We start from the raw sequence: 1,558 nt of genomic DNA, 5'->3' as shown, positions 1-1,558 counted from the left end.
TGGAGAACGCCGAGCCTTCGGCCCCCGAGTTAGAGAGTCACCCGCTGGTCGTGAACCTGCGACAGCAGATAGACACGCTCAAGGGGATGTTCTCGTTGGCTACGGCGACTATCGCTGACAAGGACAAAGAGATAGCCTTATGGGAGAAGAAGTTCGCGGCACAGGTAGAGATTTCAGAGGAATGGAAAGCGAATTATAATCGGGAACACGTTCTCCGATTGCAAGCCGAGGGTCTGTTCAAGATGGCTGAGCATAAACTGAACGTGAGCCGGTCTTGGGGCAAGGTCAAGAGCATAGCTACGGTAGCGGCGGCTGGGGTCGCGGCGTACGCGTTGCTGAAGTGACGAAGGAGAGGAGGATTATGTGGACTGGGTTAGTGTTGCTCAATGGACGGCCTTAGCCGTAGGGGTGGTTGCGGGGGTTATCTTGGGCTTCAAGGAGTGGAAGGAGAGGCGGGCCAGGGCGCAGGGGCTACCGCCCAACCCCACTCGCTGTGAGGACCACGAGGTAAGGATTAGGACAGCGGAGAAGCTATGCTCCGAGATTGTCCCGCGAATTAACAACATAGAGGGTGACATTACGGAAATCAAAGGCGACGTAAAGCAGTTGATTTCTATGCACCTACAAAAATAAGGAGTTACCATGAGTTTCATCGGGTTCGTTCTTATCGCCGCGTATTTCGTTTACAACATCATTCAGGTGGCAGGGGACCAGAAGGCCGGGTTGCCTTGGAAGGTCCAGTTCAAGGACTTCCTGTTCGGGTTCCTCATTGACGCCTACTACTGGATTAAGTCCAAGTTCTGATGCCGAAGAAGAAGTCCGAGGACCATTCATCTGACCTGTCGGCTTGGCGTAAGTCCCATTGGGGGGAACTCGACGCCACGCTATCGGTGTTGAAGGGTATCCGCGACGACCCCGACGCTTCCAACAAGGACCGTGTGGAGGCGTCAAAGTCCATAGGCCGACTGCTTGCCGTGATGTCGCCCGAGAAGGTGGCTGTGGCGGCAGAGGAAAAGGATTCGGCCTCCGTCTCTCGGAGGAACAAACCGGAGTTACCCCCAGCCCTGAAGGCGAAGCTCGCTTCGGTACTTGGCAATGCCTCTAACTGAAACCGACCTTATATTCTACGACTCCCTCCCCAAGTGTGACCGGGACGAGTGGCTGTTTGAGAGAACGGCTTGTGACACGTCCCTGTTCTACTTCATCCTACAGATGGGCGGGTTCTCCGTCAAGGCTGGCGGGGACTCGTCGGTAGTAATCCATAAACCCATCTGCGACTTCTGGCAGAACGACTCCATAAAACGGAAGGGCGTGGCTATGCCCCGAGCGTGGCTCAAGTCCACGGACCTTACGAAGTGGGGTAACTTCTGGCGGTATCTACAGAATAACGAGGCCCGGATACTGTTGCCCTCGCAGAAGATTGACCTCCCGGTTTCGTTCATCAAGTTCATAAAGAAACAGGCGTTGTCCAACGCTAGGCTTAGGTATATCTACCCGGTGCTACACAAGATAACTAAGTCTTGGAAGCATACGAACTCTTGGGGGTCTGCCGAGTGCG

5 protein-coding genes are annotated in these 1,558 nt (G+C 54.7%); all 5 read left to right on the top strand.

The window, feature by feature from the left end; genetic code table 11:
• Positions 1-344, top strand: a 344-nt coding sequence (locus tag HWQ67_RS18140) for a hypothetical protein (RefSeq protein ID WP_218254101.1), incomplete at its 5' end; no start/stop codon positions are given.
• A gap of 19 nt (positions 345-363) precedes the next feature.
• Positions 364-633 carry a class II holin family protein gene (locus HWQ67_RS18135; protein ID WP_218254100.1) on the top strand — a complete coding sequence of 90 codons (270 nt, stop codon included), beginning with the start codon at positions 364-366 and terminating at the stop codon, positions 631-633.
• Between the two features lie 9 nt (positions 634-642).
• Positions 643-804, top strand: coding sequence for a hypothetical protein (locus HWQ67_RS18130; RefSeq protein ID WP_218254099.1), 162 nt, complete (start codon positions 643-645; stop codon positions 802-804).
• Positions 804-1,109 carry a hypothetical protein gene (locus HWQ67_RS18125; protein WP_218254098.1) on the top strand — a complete coding sequence of 102 codons (306 nt, stop codon included), beginning with the start codon at positions 804-806 and terminating at the stop codon, positions 1,107-1,109. The genes HWQ67_RS18130 and HWQ67_RS18125 overlap by 1 nt, the downstream gene beginning before the upstream one ends.
• Positions 1,096-1,558 (top strand): hypothetical protein (locus HWQ67_RS18120; protein WP_218254097.1); only part of this gene is annotated, 463 nt, incomplete at its 3' end. The genes HWQ67_RS18125 and HWQ67_RS18120, both read left to right, overlap by 14 nt.

Origin of the sequence: Candidatus Magnetobacterium casense, assembly GCF_019173545.1 — a bacterium.
GTDB lineage: Bacteria > Nitrospirota > Thermodesulfovibrionia > Thermodesulfovibrionales > Magnetobacteriaceae > Magnetobacterium > Magnetobacterium cryptolimnobacter.
This window is presented reverse-complemented; position numbering and strand designations above follow the sequence as displayed.